At 57.0% G+C, this 19629-nt stretch carries 22 protein-coding genes; all 22 read right to left on the minus strand.

All coding sequences use genetic code 11. The features are described from left to right. Nucleotides 1-8: 8 nt before the first annotated feature. The 22 genes from Q8R61_RS07255 to Q8R61_RS07360 all read right to left on the minus strand — a co-directional run bounded on the left by Q8R61_RS07255 (nt 9) and on the right by Q8R61_RS07360 (nt 19582). Nucleotides 9-830 carry a class I SAM-dependent methyltransferase gene (locus tag Q8R61_RS07255; RefSeq protein ID WP_305535731.1) on the minus strand — a complete coding sequence of 274 codons (822 nt, stop codon included), beginning with the start codon at nt 828-830 and terminating at the stop codon, nt 9-11. After that, nucleotides 827-1744 (minus strand): glycosyltransferase family 2 protein, encoded by a 918-nt coding sequence (locus Q8R61_RS07260; RefSeq protein WP_305535733.1) that lies wholly within the window; start codon nt 1742-1744, stop codon nt 827-829. The genes Q8R61_RS07255 and Q8R61_RS07260 overlap by 4 nt, the downstream gene beginning before the upstream one ends. Then, nucleotides 1737-2675 (minus strand): UDP-glucuronic acid decarboxylase family protein, encoded by a 939-nt coding sequence (locus tag Q8R61_RS07265; protein ID WP_305535735.1) that lies wholly within the window; start codon nt 2673-2675, stop codon nt 1737-1739. The genes Q8R61_RS07260 and Q8R61_RS07265 overlap by 8 nt, the downstream gene beginning before the upstream one ends. Nucleotides 2676-2714: 39 nt before the next feature. Further along, a complete protein-coding gene (locus Q8R61_RS07270; protein ID WP_305535737.1) occupies nt 2715-3956 on the minus strand; it encodes a glycosyltransferase family A protein in 1242 nt (413 codons plus the stop codon). After that, nucleotides 3953-4732 (minus strand): cephalosporin hydroxylase family protein, encoded by a 780-nt coding sequence (locus Q8R61_RS07275; RefSeq protein ID WP_305535739.1) that lies wholly within the window; start codon nt 4730-4732, stop codon nt 3953-3955. The genes Q8R61_RS07270 and Q8R61_RS07275 overlap by 4 nt, the downstream gene beginning before the upstream one ends. Beyond that, nucleotides 4729-5574, minus strand: a complete 846-nt coding sequence (locus Q8R61_RS07280) for an NAD(P)-dependent oxidoreductase (protein WP_305535741.1) — start codon at nt 5572-5574, stop codon at nt 4729-4731. The genes Q8R61_RS07275 and Q8R61_RS07280 overlap by 4 nt, the downstream gene beginning before the upstream one ends. Beyond that, complete coding sequence (locus tag Q8R61_RS07285; protein ID WP_305535743.1) at nt 5571-6800, minus strand: class I SAM-dependent methyltransferase; 1230 nt, start codon at nt 6798-6800, stop codon at nt 5571-5573. The genes Q8R61_RS07280 and Q8R61_RS07285 overlap by 4 nt, the downstream gene beginning before the upstream one ends. Then, nucleotides 6797-7360 (minus strand): dTDP-4-dehydrorhamnose 3,5-epimerase family protein, encoded by a 564-nt coding sequence (locus Q8R61_RS07290; RefSeq protein ID WP_305535745.1) that lies wholly within the window; start codon nt 7358-7360, stop codon nt 6797-6799. Before Q8R61_RS07290 ends, Q8R61_RS07285 begins: the two co-directional genes overlap by 4 nt. After that, nucleotides 7357-8421, minus strand: coding sequence for a CDP-glucose 4,6-dehydratase (gene rfbG, locus Q8R61_RS07295; RefSeq protein ID WP_305535747.1), 1065 nt, complete (start codon nt 8419-8421; stop codon nt 7357-7359). Before rfbG ends, Q8R61_RS07290 begins: the two co-directional genes overlap by 4 nt. After that, complete coding sequence (gene rfbF / locus Q8R61_RS07300; RefSeq protein ID WP_305535749.1) at nt 8418-9191, minus strand: glucose-1-phosphate cytidylyltransferase; 774 nt, start codon at nt 9189-9191, stop codon at nt 8418-8420. Before rfbF ends, rfbG begins: the two co-directional genes overlap by 4 nt. A 2-nt stretch (nt 9192-9193) precedes the next feature. Continuing rightward, on the minus strand, nt 9194-10054 hold the full coding sequence (locus tag Q8R61_RS07305) for a glycosyltransferase (RefSeq protein WP_305535751.1): 861 nt from the start codon (nt 10052-10054) through the stop codon (nt 9194-9196). Further along, nucleotides 10044-10835 (minus strand): FkbM family methyltransferase, encoded by a 792-nt coding sequence (locus Q8R61_RS07310; protein WP_305535753.1) that lies wholly within the window; start codon nt 10833-10835, stop codon nt 10044-10046. The genes Q8R61_RS07305 and Q8R61_RS07310 overlap by 11 nt, the downstream gene beginning before the upstream one ends. Nucleotides 10836-10846: 11 nt before the next feature. Continuing rightward, a complete protein-coding gene (locus Q8R61_RS07315) occupies nt 10847-12103 on the minus strand; it encodes a flippase (protein WP_305535755.1) in 1257 nt (418 codons plus the stop codon). Nucleotides 12104-12333: 230 nt separating this feature from the next. Continuing rightward, complete coding sequence (gmd, locus tag Q8R61_RS07320) at nt 12334-13488, minus strand: GDP-mannose 4,6-dehydratase (RefSeq protein WP_305535757.1); 1155 nt, start codon at nt 13486-13488, stop codon at nt 12334-12336. A 111-nt stretch (nt 13489-13599) separates the two neighbouring features. After that, nucleotides 13600-14835, minus strand: a complete 1236-nt coding sequence (locus Q8R61_RS07325; protein ID WP_305535759.1) for an O-antigen ligase — start codon at nt 14833-14835, stop codon at nt 13600-13602. Nucleotides 14836-14837: 2 nt separating this feature from the next. Continuing rightward, complete coding sequence (hisG, locus tag Q8R61_RS07330; protein ID WP_305535761.1) at nt 14838-15500, minus strand: ATP phosphoribosyltransferase; 663 nt, start codon at nt 15498-15500, stop codon at nt 14838-14840. A gap of 13 nt (nt 15501-15513) precedes the next feature. After that, nucleotides 15514-16767, minus strand: a complete 1254-nt coding sequence (murA, locus tag Q8R61_RS07335) for a UDP-N-acetylglucosamine 1-carboxyvinyltransferase (RefSeq protein ID WP_305535763.1) — start codon at nt 16765-16767, stop codon at nt 15514-15516. Between the two features lies 1 nt (nt 16768). Beyond that, nucleotides 16769-17005, minus strand: a complete 237-nt coding sequence (locus Q8R61_RS07340; protein ID WP_296644136.1) for a BolA family protein — start codon at nt 17003-17005, stop codon at nt 16769-16771. A gap of 15 nt (nt 17006-17020) precedes the next feature. Continuing rightward, complete coding sequence (locus Q8R61_RS07345; protein WP_305535768.1) at nt 17021-17776, minus strand: ABC transporter permease; 756 nt, start codon at nt 17774-17776, stop codon at nt 17021-17023. After that, entirely contained in the window at nt 17773-18672 is a 900-nt protein-coding gene (locus Q8R61_RS07350; protein ID WP_305535770.1) for an ABC transporter ATP-binding protein, read from the minus strand. The genes Q8R61_RS07345 and Q8R61_RS07350 overlap by 4 nt, the downstream gene beginning before the upstream one ends. Beyond that, on the minus strand, nt 18669-18947 hold the full coding sequence (locus tag Q8R61_RS07355; RefSeq protein ID WP_305535772.1) for a lipid asymmetry maintenance protein MlaB: 279 nt from the start codon (nt 18945-18947) through the stop codon (nt 18669-18671). The genes Q8R61_RS07350 and Q8R61_RS07355 overlap by 4 nt, the downstream gene beginning before the upstream one ends. Beyond that, nucleotides 18944-19582, minus strand: coding sequence for a phospholipid-binding protein MlaC (locus tag Q8R61_RS07360; protein WP_305535774.1), 639 nt, complete (start codon nt 19580-19582; stop codon nt 18944-18946). The genes Q8R61_RS07355 and Q8R61_RS07360 overlap by 4 nt, the downstream gene beginning before the upstream one ends. Nucleotides 19583-19629 lie beyond the last annotated feature (47 nt).

Below are 19629 nucleotides of genomic sequence, written 5' to 3' on the forward strand. Positions count from 1 at the left end.
AAGCCGGTTTAGCCGATTTTCTGCAGCATGAGTTCATGGTCGCTAAGCGTCTTCGATCCCAACCTCCTGCGTATCCACCAGGGAGCAACCCGCGACACCCATCGCCCGGTTGCGATTCGCAGCATGGATTCATCAATCCGGCGATCTGAAAAAATGTGGATCCCATTAGCACTGAAAAAATGCAGGCCCAGTTTTTCCCCAAGTGTTTCCAGCGTCCGACGCTGGAAAAATCCGATATGTTGGCCGGTAGCAAACGCGTAGTACCACCACGACTCGGGTGCAGGTGGATCACCGGTATACAGTTCAGTCGTGAAAATCAGCGTCCGGGCGCCGGAAAACGCCAGCGTTTCCTTGATGAACGCAGCCGGATCAGTTAGGTGTTCAAACACCTCGATTGCCGTGACGGCATTGCACGGACCCTGCTCTGGTTTGTATTCAAAGCCCGGAACAAGCTGGTTGCTGCAGTATTTGTCAGCCCAATAGAAATCAAACCCGAAATCACGCATCAAGCGGGTCAGCATCCCGTATCCGCCCGCGGCGTCGAGATAAAGTCCTTTTCCGCGCTCGCCCAGAACCCAGTAAAGCACGCCGGCCAACTTGCTTGCGACGGCAAGATTCCGCATCACCAACCCGGTATCGGCGGCAGCAATGGCACTTGAGTAGGCCTCATTCAGCCAGTGTGGATCATGGGCGCGCAGGTAGCCACATTGATCACAGACTTCATAGTCAGCCTGATACCTGCAGAGGACCTGTGCTGAAAAACAGTGTTTCATCGGCCCAGAACAGACCGGACAGCCGACACCATCGCCACCATGGATTTCAGCGGTCATCTGAGCAGGCCTGCGAGCTTGTTCCGGATTCGCTTTGCCAACGGAATCTGGAAACACTTTTTTTCACTGTATGAATCCGCCTGCATGTTTCTGATGACGCCGACAGGATGCTTCAGCGGAAACACAACAGGCTGGCTTGCCAGATTGGCCAATTCACTGTCACCGGTGGTATGCGTGGCATTTGCGTCAAATCCAATATTTGAAATCAGGTTCGTAGCCGGCAGGACCGTCGACCTGCCTTCTACCCAATTGGCAAACACCCATTGGTAATCCCACGTGTCGATCTCGCCACGATACACACGCTCAAAAATCTTGTTCCAGAAAGCTGCTTCGCGCTCATTCCCCAACATGTCTGCCAGCCAACCCTCTTCCCGGATGCGCGGCCATTTGGCCATGGACACATCGTAACTACCAGCCCAACGATCACGCCAAGTGGCCCATCCCCAAATATGGACATACTTCGAGAAGTAATAGCTGTCGTCATTGCGACGTCGACCGAACTGGAAATTATCACCGCTGATCAGTCCGATGCGCTGATCATGGCGATAACGTTCCAGAAGTTCCTGGCAATATCTGAAGAAAGTCGGGGCGGGCAGGCAGTCATCTTCAAGAATGATGGCCTCTTCAACCTGCGCGAACACCCAGTCGATGCCACTGGAGACCCGCCGCTTACACCCCAGGTTGCGATCCGAGAAATTCCTAACCACCTCGCAATCCCAATCAACCCGATCGATGATCGCCCTTGTCGCGGCACATTTCTCCGCTTCTCCAGCCCGATTTTCTCGAGGGCCATCGGCCACCACCAGGAGCTTGGGCGGTCTGGCTTTTGCGATCTCGGCAAAAACGCGTTCCGTTGTATCCGGGCGGTTGAAGATGATGAAAGCAACCGGGGTTTTCAACTGCCAATCAGACATTCAGGGTCTTCCGGAAATAGGCCACGGTTTCCTTCAGTCCGTCTTCAAGAGCAACTTTCGGCTCCCAGCCGAGTTTCTCTTTCGCCAAAGTGATATCTGGCTGACGCTGCTTGGGATCATCTGTCGGCAGCGGGTGAAACGCGAGTTTCGATTTACCGCCCACCAGCTTCAACACATTCTCGGCCAGTTCAAGCATCGTGAACTCACCAGGGTTACCCATGTTGACGGGGCCAGTGAAGCCAGGCTCGCTGTCCATCATGCGGACAAAACCTTCGATCATGTCATCCACATAGCAGAAGGAACGGGTTTGCCGTCCATCACCGTAGATGGTGATGTCGTCGCCCTTCAAGGCCTGAACAATAAAATTGCTGACGACGCGCCCGTCATTCGGATGCATGCGCGGCCCATAGGTGTTGAATATACGCACGACCTTAATGTCTAGGTTGTGTTGCCGCTGGTAATCGAAGAACAGCGTTTCGGCACAGCGCTTGCCTTCGTCATAGCAGGAACGCGGACCAATAGGGTTGACGCGCCCCCAGTAGCTCTCCTGTTGCGGATGCATTTCAGGATCGCCATACACCTCACTGGTGGATGCCTGAAAGATCCGTGCCTTCACACGCTTGGCCAAACCCAGCATGTTGATCGCCCCATGTACGCTGGTTTTGGTGGTTTGGACCGGGTCATGCTGGTAATGAATGGGCGAAGCCGGGCAAGCCAGGTTAAAAATCCGGTCAACTTCAACATAGAGCGGGAACGTCACGTCATGGCGCATCAACTCGAAATACGGATGACCAATCAGATGCGCAATATTGGTTTTGCTGCCCGTAAAGAAGTTGTCTACACAGAGCACATCGTGGCCATCCTTGATGAGACGATCACACAGGTGGGAACCGAGAAATCCCGAACCGCCGGTTACAAGCACTTTACGCATCACAATCTATTACCTCCCAAAGTTGAAATAGGCATACCACTAGAAACCCATCCTTTGCTTGAGGATAGCTTTAATGAGGTCTCTGCTAGTGGTCACCATGCCTTTTCGCTGCTTCTCGAGCAACAGGTGGGCCACCAGCGCTGCGTCGTCGATATTATTGACGCCCACGTCCGTTGATCTTTCAACTGCCACCGGTCGCGGCGAAATCAGATTAACAAGCACGCGGTTAATCATTGAAAAAACATCGGAATGTCGAGTTTTTTTACGGTAACTCACCTGCCTAATGTTTACGCCAAAATTGACAGCCATCTTAGCGACAGCATTTTTTATAACATCCTCGGTTCTTTCATTCGAATTTGCGGTTGCAGCAGCAAGCATGGCTTCGTAATTAATATGGTATGGCTCACACAAATCCGGAAAAGCCTTTTCAAGTTGGGCATAGGCCTCAGCCGCTATCACTTCATAGCTGGGGCAATTAATAAACCCTTCACTGAACTCGATGTCATTTTCCTGAAAAAACTTGGTTGCTTCGGAAGCATCCCCTACTGGGTGCATCGCAGACGCCCCATTGCTCTTGCTCGACGCTCCCGCTATGGAAAACGGCCTGTAAGAAAATGCATACTTGTCGATGAAAATTGCTGTCGCAAATGCCGAGTAGGCATCGGGCGTAATTGAGCGGAAATACTGCCCATCCTTGTATGCCTTGTCGATAACCCGCTTGTGGACAAACCCACAGTAAAGATTCGGCAAATCAAAACAGTAAGGAACCTGGAAATTAAGTGTCTTTTCTAGCCACTCGCTCGATCTGCGGATCTCCACGTGGTTCCGCAAACCTCCAAAGGTTAAACGACTGGCAATCTGTTCGTCAGGAAAGTCGGGCCACACGTACGTTGCCTGGCTGCATGAGACCGCATCGACCTGGAATTTCTTTACGATTGAATCTACATAATCGATAGCACCGGGCATGATTCCATCATCGGAACCAATGAACATGACAAATCCTTCTGTCACATGCCCCAATGCGAACTCGAAATTTCCCGACATGCTCAATCGTCGCCCGGGATTGATGTAGCGAATGCGCGGATCATTGAAGCGCTCTACAATTTCCTTGGTGTTATCGACGCTGCAATTATCGCTAACAACAATTTCGTAGTATTTATAAGCCTGCCTCAGGCAGGTTCGCAGAGTTGCCTCCAAAGTCTCCGCACGATCCCTTGTCGGGATAATTACTGTGTATTTTTCCATCGGTTCAAATCGGATCAAACGGGTGGTCAGCTTCATCCCACGCGTTTCAAGTATCCATCGGGGGCCACAGTAATTAGCAACTTGTGTTGAATGCCTTTGTCGATTTCGAATTCAGAATGGCTTTTGATGTACTCCCAGACAGCAGTTTTTGGGTTGTTCCCCGGCCCCCATGGGCGATCGGGGTACATATCGGCGGGCAGGTCCTCGACGATGGTGTCGAACACCACGCAATAGCTTCCTATTGAAGTCAGTGGCGCATACGCCTCCAGTTCAGCCAAAACGTGCTCGTGGGTGTGATTTGAATCAAGGCAAACAAGGATTCGGCTGTAGCCCGATGCTATTTGCTTGACCTGTTCGATGATTTCTGGCGCGATACTCGAGCCTTGGATCATCTGGATGCGAGAGGCCATGGGGTGAGCTTCGATGGCAGCCCGGTTGTGGGCACGGATGTCGATGTCGATGCCCAGCGCCTTGCGTTGGGACTCCTTGGGGTTGAAGCTCATGCCGGACTCGATTGCATCACACATGTCGAGTTGCGCTAGCATCGAGGCGCTGAAGACAAGCGAACCGCCATGGGCGATGCCAGTTTCAATAATCAGATCAGGCTTGATCGACCAGACCAGTTCCTGCATGGCAATCATGTCTTGCGGATACTGAATGATTGGCCGCCCCATCCAAGAGAAATTGTATGAGTATTTCGGTTGGGTGCTTGCGCGCACAAAGTCATCTGCAGCGCGCTGAATCTCCGAGTTTGGATAAGAAGCAACTCTAGATCGACATTCTTCCTGGAATTCGTTGTATTTGTTTGTCATGTGGCCTGACCAATAAGCGTTGAAAGTTTCGTTGAATCACCCCAAAAAGCCATAGGCTCGTAATCAGGATAAGGGTAGTAGCCGAGATTGAGCCTGATCGCCCAACCATTTTCCTTAATCCAGCCCTCTACAAGTCCACGAACAGAAATTGGGGTTCCTGAGCAGACGTTGACAGCACCGACATCTTGCATTGCAAAAGCCAATGAAACCAGGTATCTAGCAGCTTCATCAACACGCAGATAATCGCGCAATTGCTCCCCGCCAGACATATCGAAAGCCGGATCACCCCGCTCAACCGCCTGCCTTAGCTGCGGCAACAACGAGTTTTCCGCCTGCCCTTCGCCATAGAGATAAAAGAGACGCGCCCAAGTCAAATGGAACGGGTGGATTTTCCTGAAGTATTCAAGCTCGGACCGAAGTGCATCCTTGGCAAAGCCATAGGGATTACTCGGATTCGGCGCAACGCTTTCGCTCAACGGCCCGGACTGCATGCCGTATTCAAAACAGGTACCCGCAACTACTAAGTTCTGCAAACCGGCTTCTATTAGCCCTTTAAGGAAACGGTATTGCGCCGGTAGTTCCGTCTCAAAGTGATGCAGGGACTTGTAATTGGGCAAGCCATCCCATGCCAAATGAATCAGCACATCAGGGCACCCCAAGACCTCGAAAGCGTTGGCAGGCGCATCATGCAAATCCAGTGAAACGACCTTGCCCGCCGGGAGCGCCAGGGTTCTCGTCGACGATGGCCTGACGACCGCAACAACCTCGACGGCATGTTCCGCCAACTCAGCGACCACATGCCTGCCGATGAAACCCATTGCGCCTGTGACAGCAACTTTCATGACACGGTCCGCAACTCAGGGACTGCGGTGACAAAGCGGCCACCCCAAGCCCTGATGTAGTCGAGTTGCCGCATGACTTCATGCTCGAGGTTCCACGGCAGGATGACGACGAAATCCGGCTTTTCCTTCTCAAGCAGCGATTCGTCGACGATGGGGATCCGGCTGCCTGGCATGTATTTCCCCTGCTTGGCTGGGTTGCGGTCCACCACAAACGAAATGAGATCAGGGCGAATGCCGGCGTAGTTCATCAGGGTATTGCCTTTTGCTGCGGCGCCATAAGCGGCCACGCGTTTTCCATGGCGCCTGGCTTCCACCAGGAAGGCAACGAAGTCATTCTTGACACGGTTGGTCTTTTTCTGAAAATCTGCGTAATAGCCGGCAGTGAGCATTCCCGCGTCTACTTCGCGTTGCAACAGTTCATCTACCCGGGTGCTGCGCGACTGCTGCCCGGTGTCGCTTCGCTGGGCAAATACGCGCAGGCTGCCGCCGTGGGTGGGGTGTTCTTCCAAATCGAACACGCTGAGGCCATTGGCAGAAAAGATGCGCTCGACTGCGGTGAGCGAGAGATACGAAAAGTGCTCGTGGTAGATGGTGTCGAACTGGTTTTCCGAGACCAGCTTGAGCAAGTGGGGAAATTCGAATGTAGCCACGCCCGGCGGCTTCAGCAGCAAGGCAAAGCCCGCCACGAAGTCGTTGATATCCGGCACATGGGCAAGCACGTTGTTGGCGGCAGTGAGATCGGCCTGCTTGCCCTGGGCAGCAAGTTCCTTGGCCAGACGCACACCGAAAAAGTCCTCCACAATCGGGATTCCTTTAGCCCGCGCCGCCGCGGCAGTGCTTGCAGTGGGCTCCACCCCAGTGCAGGGGATGTTGCGCGCCTTGACGTATTGCAGCAGGTAGCCATCGTTGGCGGCGACCTCGATCACATGGCTGTCAGCAGTCAGGTTGAAACGCGCCGCCATGTCCGCGACATAGCGTTCGGAATGGGCCAGCCAGCTACTCGAAAAACCGCTGAAATAGGCATATTCGGCATCGAAGAGTTCATCTGCCTGGGCAAAATCTTCTGTTTGTGCCAGCCAGCACTGTTCGCACACCAGCACACGTAGCGGAAACCATTTTTCCGGCATATGCAGGGTCTGCTCGGTTAGATAGGCGTTGGAAGGCGGCGCGCTGCCAAGGTCCACCAGTGGCAGTTTGAGTTCCGCCCCGCAGTGACGGCATTTCATAGGGTCAACCCGGCAAAGTTGTCATCCAGAAAGGGATGTGAAGCGTCGCGCGGCGACAGGCCGGCAACCGGGAGCGGCCATTGGATGGCAAGGCGGGGGTCCTGCGCATTCAAACCGCCTTCCGCCCCAGGCTGGAAAGCGGCGGTATGGAAATACAGCATTTCGCAATCGTCGGTGAGGGTTTGAAACCCGTGGGCAAAGCCCTTCGGGATGACGAGGGTTTTGTGGTTGTCCGCGCTGAGCAATTCAGCATGCCAGCGCAAAAAGGTCGGCGAATTATGGCGCAGGTCCACGGCAACATCAAAGACTTCGCCACGCAGGCAGCTCACATACTTGATCTCGGCATGGGGCGGATGCTGGAAATGCATGCCGCGCACCGTGCCGCGGCTCGCCGTCAAAGTATGGTTGATCTGCGCAATGTGCCTGCCCGGGGCGAGCGCATGCAGTTCCTCGCTGCAGAACAGGCGCTCCAGATAGCCCCGGCTGTCGCCAATGGGTTTGCGTTGCAGGACCCGCAGGCCCGAAAGAGGCGTATCCAGTATGTCGAAGCGGGCGCTCATGCCTGCCCTGCCGCCATCCTGTACTCTTGGATCTGCCGCACGCTGACGGCGGCCATGTCGCTCCCTTCCCTCCAGGCCTGATGCCAGGCCAGCGTCATCCCAAGCGCGGTGTGCAGATTCCAACGCGGACACCATCCAAGCCTGGCCTTGGCCTTGGAACTGTCCAGCTTGAGGGTATTGGCTTCATGTGGCTGCGGCGAGGCATCGCATTCCCAGGCAGCACCGGGTACCTGCTGGCAGAGTCTTTCGACTATCCATTGCACCGGCCTGGCGTCAACTTCCGCCGGGCCAAAATTCCACGCCTCGGCAAAGCCCTGCCCTTCGGTAACCAGCTTTTCAGCCAGAACAAGGTAACCCGACAACGGCTCCAGCACATGCTGCCAAGGGCGCGTGGCCAAAGGTGAGCGGATGACAAGGGTCCGCCCTGCATCCAGCGCCCGCAGAAAATCAGGAACAAGCCTGTCGGCCGCGCAGTCGCCCCCGCCGATGACGTTGCCGGCACGAGCGCTGGCAAGATGCACTCCGGCAGGTTCCAGGAAGGAGCGGCGGTAGGCCGCGGTCACCAGCTCGGAACAGGCCTTGCTGCTGGAATAAGGATCAAAGCCTCCCAAGGCTTCGTTCTCGCGGTAGGGCCAGACCCATTCACGGTTCTCGTAGCACTTGTCGGTCGTGACGTTGACCACAGCTTTCACGCCGGGTGTCTGGCGCACCGCTTCAAGCAGGTTGACCGTCCCCATGACATTGACGGCATACGTCTCCACGGGCGCCACATAGGAATAGCGCACCAGCGGCTGGGCGGCCAGATGGAAAACGATGTCGGGCCGGGCCGCCTGCATGGCCCGGGTAAGCGAATCCGCTTCACGTATGTCGGCTATCGTGCTGCGGGCCAGACGGTCTTGCAGGTTCGCAACCGTAAACAGGTTGGGTTCCGTGGGAGGGTGCAGTGCATAGCCATGTACTTCGGCGCCCATCTCGGTCAGCCACAGTGTCAGCCAACCACCCTTGAAGCCGGTGTGGCCGGTCAGGAAGACGCGCTTGCTGCGCCAGAAGTCCGGGTTCATTGCCACACTTTCCACGGCGCCCTGCCGGACACCCACAACTCTTCAAGTAGGTTCTTTTCCCGCAGCGTATCCATGGGCTGCCAGAAACCATCATGCTCGAACGCCATCAGTTGCCCCTCTGCCGCCAGGCGCGTCAGAGGCCCTCCCTCCCAGCTGGTCTGGTCTCCGGCGATCAGGTCGATGCACCTGGGCGATAGCACGAAGAAGCCGCCGTTGATCAGGCCGCCGTCACCTCGCGGTTTCTCGGTGAATCCCGAAACAACGGCGCCCGCCATCTGCAGCGCACCGTATCGTCCAGGGGGCTGAACCGCAGTGATGGTTGCCCATTTACCGTGCTGCTTGTGGAATGCGATCTCACGCGAGATATCAACGTCCGACACCCCGTCACCGTAGGTAAAACAGAATGCCTCTTCATCCTTCAGGTATTCGGCCACTCGCTTCAGGCGCCCTCCCGTGAGGGTTTCTTCGCCCGTATCGACCAACGTCACACGCCATGGCTCGGCCTTGCGCTGGTGGACCTCCATCTGATTGTGTTCCATGTCGAAGGTGACATCGGACATGTGCAAAAAATAGTTGGCGAAGTATTCCTTGATCAGATATCCCTTGTAGCCGCAACAAATCACAAAATCATGGACCCCATGGGCGGAATACATTTTCATGATGTGCCACAGGATCGGCTTGCCGCCGATCTCGATCATGGGCTTAGGCCTGAGATGGGTCTCTTCGGAAATGCGGGTACCGAGGCCCCCGGCCAGAATTACAGCTTTCATGCCTATGTCCCCATCCCCATTCGATGGCTGAGTCTTTTGGCCTTTCTCAGCAGTCTGTCAATTACAGTTAACGGCCTGTATCGGCTGCCGCCCATCCGCAGCCAGGCCTTGTAGTTGCTGTCCCACTGGTCGTTTTGAAGGCCGTTCCAGAATTTGGGTTGCCCATACGCATGGATGATTTTGGCATGCTCAGCGTGGACGGGATCAGTCGGGTGCGGGGAATAGACTTTGACATCAATGGTATCCGGCTGCAACCGGTATTCCTGGAGCATGAAATCAAAAATGGCTTGCTCTGGCATGTACAAGATTTCCGCGTATTTTTCCAGTTTTGCGTAGCAGAATTGGTGCATCTCCTTGTAATTTTTCAGGTTATCCTGAAACACGAATATGCCAGCACTCACCCCTTCAACGTCCATGTCGTATTCGTCAACAGCTTCGTGCAATTGCCCTCTGACCGGAAGGCCCCCCGGCACCATCTTGATACCCGGGACACAGGTTGAAAAAAGCTCTGATATATCCGATTTGATAACTATGTCATAGTCTGACCACATGACATTCTTATAGTCATCCAAAAGCCTGAGGCACTCAAACTTAGTAAAAACCATCTTGGTGAACTGCCTCACCGCCCTTGCATCGAGCACCCTGCAACTTTTCAAAGGAAAGTCATAATGAATGAAGCGGGTTGGAAGAATTGTCCCGAGTAACTTTCGATCCTTTTCCCTGATGCCATCATGAATGATGACCACTTCATCGACCAGGCCAGGGGAAAGCCTTCTGATGTCCATCATCACGCATGCGACCGCGAAGACATGGTCGGCAGTCAAGCCGAACACGACGGCATTGTTCTTTTTTTCAATACCCATCGTTTGCCGCTCTGGCAATGTAGCGTTTCTGGACCCAGAAGGAATCAGACTGCACACCGTCGTCCGATAAGGAGAAATAAATCAATTCGAAATTGTTTTTCCTCAGAAGTTGTTCGATGTCCCAATAAAGCTTTTGGCCCTCCCAGTATTGCCGATATTCCCCTTCAACTTGTATCGCCTTTACCCTTGAGAGTTCGTCACCAAAGCCTTCCAGAACTTCGTAATTGACGCCCTCCACATCGAGTTTGAGAAAGTCGACGGTTTCGATTTTGTTCTCTCGGATGAAGGTATCCATCCTGACCACGGCAACTTCGATATCAATAAAATTCTGGCTATGGGTCGTTAGCCCTTTTTTAAGCGAGGAGATGCCGCTGTTTTGGTATTCGTTATTTTCCACGTCAATGGCGTGAAATATCGCTCTGCCATTGTGGTTAGAAATCGCGATGTTATAACTATTAAAGTTGTAGAGTTCCCTTACCGCTTTGATGATTTCAGAATGCGGCTCGAAAACAAAAATATCGGGCTCTTTCAGCCCAAAACGCTTCCTCAAGTATTCGGCATCTTGAGCATAATTTGCACCGATTTCAAATACGTTCGACGGTTTGAACGTGCAGAATTTATCCGTGAGGTCGGCGTATAGCGCCATTGCCCTGCCATCGGACACCGCTTTCGGGTGCAGCCTGATCTTCACACGTGGCCTTCTCTTGAAAGCTATCTCTGTACCAGTTGCTACCTCGGCCAAACTGCGAATCTTTTTCAGCAAGAAGACAATAAATTTCATAGGGAAGGGCTTTATTTCCTTTTAAGAAAAATTCCGGTTTTTAAGTTGAGGATAAACAAGGAGAGCAGTGTCGCCCCCACAGCCGTTGCCAATGTAGCGAACGCCGCCCCCATACCTCCGAACATAGGTATTAACATGAAATTGAGCAGCAAATTCGAAGAAACAGCAAAAACCGACACCAAAAATCCAACTTTCAGCAGCCCTTCTATATAAAACATCTGGTTTAAAACGAAAAACACCAAATAGGGCACGCCGGTCCAGATATAAATTGCCAGATAATTCCCGGCGGAAGCGAATTGCTGGCCGTAGACAAGATGAACAATGTGATTGGACAGCAGGGAAATGATTACAGCCACAGGCAACACGCCTGCAGCCATTAGTTTGGTGGTCTGCAGAATTCTCCGCCGATACAGCTCCTCGCTTTTTTCTTTTGCCGCGATGATAGCAGGGTAGATCGACGAACCAATAATGCCCGGAACGATCAGCCATACCTCTGCCAAACGCACTGCTGCAGAATAGTTGCCGACAACCGTATTATTGACCATCGATCCGAGCATCACCTGGTCCATTCGCATATTGATCATGGAAGCCATGGATCCAAGAATCAGCGGCCAGCTTTCCATAAGCAAACCTTTTGCACGCGACAAGTTTGCGCTCCAGCGCGACAGCGCTCCAGCTTTCCTCGAATAGATCAACAGCAAGAACACTCCGGCCAATACAGTTTCTGCCAATGCGGCCCACACAAAAGCCAGGAGCGGCGCCTGGTTCAGGATCAGGACGACCCTGACTGCCGCCAAGGCGAGGAAGACGCAATGTTCCGCCCATACGGTGTACTTGGACTTAACCTGAGATTCAAACCAATACTTCACCACCTCGGCTGACTTGAATACCAAGGCAAATCCCAATATTGCGACCATTGTCCTGGCGAGATCGTCAGCCGGGCGCATGATGCTGATGGCAGCGACAGCCAGGACAAAAGCCAGGAAGCCGCCAATCAGTTGCAATACGAATGCCGTACCCAGGGTGAGGCTGGTCCCCTCGGGCTTCCGCACCAGGTCTCGCACGACGATGCCGTTCAGCCCCAGCCCGGCTAGCGCTCCGAACAAGGCGACAATGGCCATCGCGTAATTCATGGCGCCAAATTGCTCGGGGCCCAGATAACGCGCCACCCACACGCCGACAAGCAGCCCCACCCCCATACGGAGAATCTTGTCGCCCAACAGCCAGCCCGTATTGGTGAGCATTTTTTGCAGATTTGGACGGTGCACGATTCTTGCCCACAGGGGGGCTGACAGGAGCTTGAGCCAAGCGGGGATCACCTTAATGAGAGCCCCCCAATTGGCTTAGCCCAAGATGCATGAGTTGCGCCAAGGATCTCACAATGATCTTTTAGCCACTGTAGTCAATCATGAATTCCACGAAAGCTCACCCTCACCGCTCACAATTACTTGGAGGAGAGCAGACGATACAGCGATATCCAACAGCGTTGTCCATGGCCCTACTCGTGGTAGTCCATGGCCTTGTAGCCATGCTTCTTCACCAGCTCGTCGCGTTCGGCCGCCTTGAGGTCCTCGCGCACCATCTCGGCCACCAGTTCGTCGAAGCTGATCTTCGGGGTCCAGCCGAGCTTGTCCTTGGCCTTGCTGGGATCGCCCAGCAGGGTTTCGACTTCGGTGGGGCGGAAGTAGCGCGGGTCGACGGCGACGATGCATTTGCCTGCTGCGCCCTCACCCCCTGCCCCTCTCCCGGCGCCCTCACCCCCAGCCCCTCTCCCCGAGGGCGAGGGGGGCACAAGGTAACCCTTCTCGTCGACGCCCTGCCCTTCCCAGCGGATGTCCATGCCGAGTTCCCTGGCGGCGGCGTTGACGAAGTCCCGGACCGAGTACTGCACGCCGGTGGCGATGACGAAGTCTTCGGCCTGGTCCTGCTGCAGCATCAGCCACTGCATTTCGACGTAGTCCTTGGCATGGCCCCAGTCGCGTTTGGCGTCCATGTTGCCGAGGAAGAGACACTCCTGCAGGCCGAGCTTGATGCGGGCGAGCGCGCGGGTAATCTTGCGGGTGACGAAGGTTTCGCCACGGATCGGGGATTCGTGGTTGAACAGGATGCCGTTGCAGGCATACATGCCGTAGGCCTCGCGATAGTTGACGGTGATCCAGTAGGCGTACAGCTTGGCGCAGGCGTAGGGGCTGCGCGGGTAGAAGGGGGTGGTTTCCTTTTGCGGGATTTCCTGGACCAAGCCGAAGAGTTCGCTGGTGGACGCCTGATAGAAGCGGGTTTTCTTTTCCAGGCCAAGGATGCGGATGGCTTCGAGGATGCGCAGGGCGCCGAGGGCATCGGAGTTGGCGGTGTATTCGGGTTCCTCGAAGCTGACGGCAACGTGGCTTTGCGCAGCCAGGTTGTAGATTTCGTCGGGCTGAACCTGCTGGATGATGCGGATGAGGCTGGAGCTGTCGGTCAGGTCGCCGTGGTGCAGGATGAACTTGCGGCCGGTCTCGTGCGGGTCCTGATACAGATGGTCGATGCGGTCGGTGTTGAACAGCGACGTACGGCGCTTGATGCCGTGGACTTCGTAGCCCTTGCCCAGCAGGAATTCGGCAAGGTAGGCGCCGTCCTGGCCGGTGACGCCGGTGATGAGGGCTTTTTTGGTCATGATTGCTGTAATGGGGGCTACTAAAATGAATCGAGGCGATAAGTTGCCAATTATCCTACCCCGTCCGAAAAACACCTACAAAACGTGTCAGATAGGCATAGGCAACCCAACTCATGGATTTGGAGCATCAGCCAGCCGGTCACGCGCGAACGAAATCGCAATCAGCCAGCCGAGCAGCAATGACCAATACGCTGAATAAAGAGCGGTGTGTGTATTAAAGGGAAACAACCAGACAAACGCTCCCAGCCATGCGGCCCACGTTAGCGAACGGCCGGATACGCCTCGACTAGCCCGGATCAGGATCACAAAGACCCCCACCAATCCTGCAAGGCCGATCATCCCGGTTTCCGACCCCACCTCAAGCAAGAGCTGATGAGCGTAGATCATGCCTGTGCCATCGGGGCTGACATAAGGATCATTCGCTTCTGCATACTTGGCATAGGCGTAACGATAGCTTCTCACCCCGGCTCCGTTGAGCGGGTGATTTTCCAATACCGTCGCTGCGTTTTTCCACAAATGCAGCCGTAAAGAACTGGCTACGTTGAGGCTTTCGTAACTGAAATCCAGGGCACCGATCGACTGATCGACACGCTGTGCAAACTTGGGGTTGGCCTGATAAGCACCTGCGCCTGCCACTGCCGCAATCAGCACAATGGGGCCCAGAAGCTTCAGCGGGTGGAATCCCAGCCGCCGTGCATACACCCATACCCACATCACGGTGGCGAGAGCAAACACGACCCAGCTTTCGCGATTGCTCGCCAGCAGCACGACGGTCGCCGTACCCAGCCAGGCCAGCGCCAAATGCCATTTTTCCCCATTGCGCGAGACATATTCCCACACGATGGGCGACAGCATGGCAAGGGTGAGGCCGAGTTTCCAGTTCTTGGGGCCGAACAGGCCATTGAGGCGGTCGGGGTAGGCATAGCCCAGCAGGTTGTAGCCGACCACCGCCTGAATCAGCGCATCGACCACCCAGAACAGCAGCAGCCACGCCGCCAACTTGAGCAGGCGCTGGCGCGGGAGTTCTTCGCGCAGCATCCAGATCAGGAAAATGCCGGCCAGGTAGATGCGCGGGTAGGTCAGCGTGGTGCTGAGCGATTTCTCGAACCACAGCGAATCGGGCACCGACAGTGCCATGGGAACCCAGACGCACAGGAACAGCAGGCTGAACGTCCTGGCGCCGCCTTCCCATACGGCCTCTTTACCGTGCTTCCAGATCAATACGCCGCCGAGGATGGCCATGATGAACATGGGCAGTTCGGACGAGCGACTGAAGGGCAGAAGCAGCAGGAACGACCAGGCGAGGACGACGGGTGTCCACGCGGCTGGATTGAATACGGCCTGCACGACTAGGCTGCGTCGCGGTTGCCGACTGCCGTTGAAAACGCATCGATCACCGGCTGGATCAGGCTGCGCTTGAGCTTCAACGCGGCCTGGTTGACCACCAGCCGCGAGCTGATGTCGCAGATATGTTCCACTGCGACGAGGTCATTGGCCTTGAGGGTGCCGCCGGTGGAGACGAGGTCGACGATGACGTCGGACAGGCCGACCAGCGGGGCCAGCTCCATCGAGCCATACAGCTTGATCAGATCGATGTGCACACCCTTGGACGCAAAGTGGTCGCGCGCTGCGTTGACGTATTTGGTCGCAACACGGATGCGCGCGCCCTGCTTCACCGTGCCGGCGTAGTCATAGCCTTCGCGCACCGCAACCATCATGCGGCACTTGGCGATCTGCAGATCCAGTGGCTGATAGAGGCCGTTGCCGCCGTGTTCGTTCAGCACGTCCTTGCCGGCAATGCCGAGGTCGGCGGCACCGTATTGCACGTAGGTCGGCACGTCGCTGGCGCGCACGATGATCAGCCGCACGTCGGCACGGTTGGTGCCGATGATGAGCTTACGCGAGGATTCGGGGCTTTCGGACGGCGTGATGCCGGCCGCCGCCAGCAGCGGCACGGTTTCTTCAAAAATGCGGCCCTTCGACAGGGCCAGCGTGATGCCTGAATAGCTCATATGCAATGTCTGCTCAATGCACGCGCTTGATGCGCGCCCCCAGCTGGGTCAGTTTTTCCTCGATGCGTTCGTAGCCGCGGTCGAGATGGTAGATGCGTTCGATGGTGGTCTCGCCCGCCGCGACCAGTCCAGCCAGGACCAGACAAGCCGAGGCGCGCAGGTCGGTGGCCATGACGATCGCGCCGTCGAGCCGCGGCACGCCGCGCACCAGGGCGGTATGCCCGGACACTTCGATATTGGCGCCCAGCCGGCGCAGTTCCTGCACGTGCATGAAGCGGTTTTCGAAAATCGTTTCGGTGACGCTGGCCGCCCCCTCGGCGATGGTGTTCATCGCCATGAACTGCGCCTGCATGTCGGTGGGGAATGCCGGGTGCGGCGCGGTGCGCACGTCCACGGCTTTCAGTTTTCCGTCGGACGCGACCTCGATCCAGTCGTCGCCCACGCTCACCTGGGCGCCCGCCTCGCGCAGCTTGGCGATCACCGCTTCAAGTGTCTCGGGCTGGGCGTGGGTGGCACGCACACGCCCCCCTGCCATGGCGGCGGCGACCAGAAAGGTGCCGGTCTCGATGCGGTCGGCCATCACGGCATAGTCCGCGCCGTGCAGCTGATCGACGCCGTGGATGGTGATGACGTCGCTGCCCGCGCCTTCGATTTTTGCGCCCATTGCGATCAGGCAGCGCGCGAGATCGACCACTTCGGGTTCGCGCGCGGCGTTTTCCAGCACCGTGGTGCCGTCGGCCAGTGCGGCGGCCATCATCAGGTTTTCGGTGCCGGTCACGGTCACCATGTCCATCACGATGCGCGCGCCCTTGAGACGCTTGCAGCGGGCATGGATGTAGCCATGCTCGATGCTGATGTCGGCCCCCATCGCCTGCAGGCCCTTGATGTGGAGGTCGACCGGGCGCGAGCCGATGGCGCAGCCGCCGGGCAGGCTGACCCGCGCATCGCCGAAGCGCGCCAGCGTCGGTCCCAGCACCAGGATGGCGGCACGCATGGTTTTCACCATTTCATACGGCGCCTCCTTGTGCGGGATGGATTCACCGCACAGGGTGACGTGGTTCTGGTCGTCCAGCGTCACCCGCACGCCCATGTGGCCGAGCAGCGCCAGCATGGTGCTGATGTCCTTGAGGTGCGGCACGTTGGCGAGCTTCAGTGGACCGGCCGACAGCAGGCTGGCGGTCAGGATCGGCAGTGCGGCGTTCTTGGCGCCAGAAATGCGCACTTCGCCGGCCAGCGGGTTGCCGCCGTGTATCAGCAGGGCATCCATTTCAGCGGGCAGCCCAGTCTTCAGGGGTGTAGGTCTTCATCGACAGCGCATGGATCTGCGCGTGCATGCGGGTGCCGAGCGCGTCGTACACCAGACGGTGCTGCTGGATCATGTTCTTGCCGGTGAAAGCCGGGCTGACGATGACCGCCTGGAAATGTTGGCCGTCGCCGTCGAGTTCGATGTGGTCACACGGCAGTTTCTCGGTGATCCAGCCTTTGATGTCGTCGGGGGTAACCATGCTTGTCGTGCCTCTTCAGTGTCTGAGTTTGTAGCCGCGCTTGAGCAGCACCAGGGTAATCGCGGATATTGCCACAAAGCAGGCACTGGCGACCAGCAGACCGAGCCAGGGGTCGCTGTCGGAGTGGCCGACAAACGCATAGCGAAAACCGTCGATCAGGTAGAACACCGGGTTGGCGTGCGACACGCCTTGCCAGAAGGCAGGCAGCGAATGGATCGAATAGAACACCCCGGACAGGAAGGTGAGCGGCAGGATCAGGAAGTTCTGGAACGCCGCCAGCTGGTCGTATTTTTCCGCCCAGATGCCGGCCACGATGCCGATCGCCCCCATGATGGCGCAGGCCAGCAGCGCATAGGCCAGCAACCAGCCCAGGTGGGGCGCCTGCCACGGCGCGAACCACAGCGTCACCAGCCACACTCCAAGGCCAACCACCAGACCACGGATCACCGCCGCCCCCAGGTAGGCCAGGAAGAACTCCAGATAGGACAGCGGCGGCAGCAGCACGAACACGATGTTGCCCTGCATCTTCGACTGGATCAGGCTCGACGAGCTGTTGGAAAACGCGTTCTGCAGCATGCTCATCATCACCAGCCCCGGCACCAGGAAGCTGGTGTAGGAGACGCCGGGATAGACCTCGATGTGCGCTTCCAGCACGTGCGAGAAGATCAGCAGATAGAGCAAGGCAGTGACCACCGGGGCGACCACAGTCTGCACCATCACTTTCCAGAAGCGCAGCATTTCCTTGTAGAACAGTGCCGAAAGCCCGCTCATGTCCGTTTCATGATGTCGGTAAAGACATCCTCCAGGTCGGGTTCCTGCAGCTGCATTTCGATCACGCGGATGCCGGCGACGCGCAAATCGGCGAGCAGGCTTTCCAGCTCGGCATACTCGCTGAAATTGATGCGCCAGCTGCCGTCGGCGCCGGCTTGCAGGCGGCCCTGCCAGGCAGCCGGCGCAGCTGCGGCATCGATCCGCAACTGCGCGCAATGCTCGTTGGTCAGCTGCAACAGATTGCGCGTCGTGTCGCAGGCGACCACGCGCCCGCTTTTCAGCATGGCGATGCGGCCGCACAGCGCCTCGGCTTCTTCCAGATAATGCGTGGTCAGCAGGATAGTGTGCCCCTCGCGGTTGAGGCGGCTGATGAATGCCCACAGCGATCGGCGCAGGTCGACGTCGACCCCGGCGGTCGGCTCGTCGAGCACGATGACCGGCGGCTTGTGCACCAGCGCCTGCGCCACCAGCAGGCGGCGCTTCATGCCGCCCGACAGGCTTTGCGTGTTTTTGTCCGCATGCTGGGCGAGATCGAGGTGATGCATGATCTCGTCGATCCAGCCGTCATTGTGCTTCAGGCCGAAATAGCCGGACTGGATGCGCAGCGTCTCGCGCACGTTGAAGAAGGGATCGTAGACCAGCTCCTGCGGCACCACGCCCAGCGCGCGGCGCGACTGGCGATAGTCGCGCACCACGTCGTGGCCCATGATTTCAGCGTGGCCGGCATCGGCGCGGGTGAGCCCGGCGAGAATGGAAATCAGGGTGGTCTTGCCTGCCCCGTTGGGGCCCAAGAGGCCGAAGAACTCGCCTTGCTGGATGTCGATCGAAACGCCGTCGAGTGCCTGGGTGGTGCGAAAGCGCTTGCGCAGCTCGCTGACCCGGATCGCAGGGGTCATGCCGGCAACAGCTCGGCCACTCCGTACAATTCGGCCAGCGTGGTGAAGCTTTCGGGCAAACCGGTGCAGGTCAGCGTATGGCCCGCTTGCCTGGCCTGCCGCATGGCACTGAACACCAGCGCGAGGGCGGCCGAATCGACACTCTCGACCGCACTGAAATCCAGCGTGGCCAGACCGCTTGCAATGCGCGGCTGCAATTCGCGCAACAGGCCGCCGACACTGTCGACGGTCACTGCGCCGCCGATATGGCAGCAGCTGTCATCGCAGGTGATCACGATCCGGAACGCGGGGCCGGGGCCGGGCTGGCCGCGCCATGCGCGGACTGCTCGGCCATCGTCTTGATCAGGCCGTCGATGCCATGTTGGCGGATGGTGCTGGCAAAAGACGCGCGGTAATTGGTCACCAGGCTGACGCTGTCGATCGTCACGTCATAGACCTTCCAGCCGAACGAGGTCTTGTACATGCTGTAGTCAATCGGAATCGGCTGCCCGCCCGGCTGGCGGATCTCGGAACGCACGGTCACATCGGTGTCAGTCGGTTTCAGCGTCAGCGGCTTGAACTCGACCGTCTGGTTCGAAAACGCGGTCAGCGAACTCGAATAGGTGCGCACCAGCAGGTTGCGGAATTCCGTCACCAGTTCCTGTTTCTGCTTGGCGGTGGCGCGTGGCCAGTTTTTGCCGAGCGCAAGCTGGGTCATGCGGTTGAAGTCGAAATTGGGCAGGATCTTGGCTTCCACCAGCTGGTGGAGCTTCGCCCGGTTGCCGTTCTGCAGTTCCTTGTCCCGCTTCAGAATTTCCAGCACTTCCTGGGTGGTGGTGCGCGCCAGCACGTCGGGCGCGGTGTCGTTGGCCAGTGCGGGCGCATTGAATCCCAGCAGCAGCGCAAGCAACGGCAAAAATGATCGCAACATGTTCAGCTCTTCCTGTATGTAAAATCGGGGTTAAAGAGTTCGGTCCT

Source organism: Thiobacillus sp., from assembly GCF_030696885.1.
In the GTDB taxonomy this organism is placed as follows: Bacteria; Pseudomonadota; Gammaproteobacteria; order Burkholderiales; family Thiobacillaceae; genus Thiobacillus.